The sequence below is a fragment of the Rahnella sp. Larv3_ips genome (assembly GCF_003697865.1).
In the GTDB taxonomy this organism is placed as follows: Bacteria; Pseudomonadota; Gammaproteobacteria; order Enterobacterales; family Enterobacteriaceae; genus Rahnella; species Rahnella rivi.
Genome location: NZ_MJIB01000011.1, coordinates 429 through 1404, shown reverse-complemented (window position 1 = coordinate 1404; position 976 = coordinate 429). Strand labels below are relative to the sequence as shown.

Genomic DNA, 976 nt, shown 5'->3' with positions numbered 1-976 from the left:
GGCGCGCAGGCCGATCCGGTCATTGGTCGGCCAGCGGTATTCCGCCGAGCGTTGCAAACTCTGATAGGGCAGGGTTTGCAGCATAAACACGAACATCCCCAAAGCCAGCATCATAGAAACCTCCTTAGCCGTAATTCATTGAGCTTCGCGCCGCAGAACGTTGGCGGCGCATGTAATCTTCAAATAAACGCATTGCCTCGGCGGCGACGTCCTTCGCACTTTGTCCGGGCGCAGCGTAGACGTTGAAGGTAGGAGCGGCAGCATGAGCCTGATTACGCATCAGCGCCGACGTATCCCGACGCCCCGTGACGCTCACCGGACCACGTACCAGCTCCGCGCCGTTCTCTCCCACAATGCCGACCTCACCGGCGGCAATGTCTCCGCCTTTGTCGAACATGCCCGCGTAGCTGTATGCCGCACCGCCGGTGCCGTAAGGTTGTGCGGTGTTCAGACCGCCCGCAGGTTTCGGCAGTATCGGCGCAGGCAGCGCAGACGTAGAAAGCCCCTCCGCCGGTTTCGGCAGGCTATTGCTGACGCTCACCGAAATGGTTTTATCGCCGTCCGATTTCATCCAGTCCGGAAGAAAATCCGTCATGCTGGAAAGCTTGTCTTTCAGCGCCTGCCACTTCGCGGCAATCCCGTCCATCAGCGCGGTGATCATGCTGCTGCCCGCTTCCTGAAATTTGGCCGGAAGGCTTTTCACCACGTCGAAAATCTTCTGGCCAAAAGACTTGATGAAATTGATATAGGCCGCAAACCCCGCTTTTGCACCGTCTTTAATGCCCGTCCAGACCGCTGCGAACTTATCCGATAATCCCTGCACACCGGCAACGATGCTGTTCCAGGTGCCGGTCAGCCAGTCGGTGATGGTTGCCCAGGCTTCGGTCGTCCAGGCGGCAATCGCGTCCCACATCTTTTTAAACTTCGGCTCCAGCGTGCTCCAGTTCGCCCAGATATAAATCGCCGCCATCGCGAT

The 976-nt window shown here is 58.3% G+C and carries 1 protein-coding gene and 1 pseudogene; both read right to left on the bottom strand.

Annotation, left to right across the window (positions count from 1 at the left end; all coding sequences use genetic code 11):
• The coding region (locus ED901_RS14865; protein WP_205965113.1) for a phage tail protein at window positions 1–114 on the bottom strand (114 nt) is incomplete at its 3' end.
• 10 nt (window positions 115–124) lie between these two features.
• A pseudogene (locus tag ED901_RS14860) lies at window positions 125–976 on the bottom strand (phage tail tape measure protein); the annotation flags it as partial.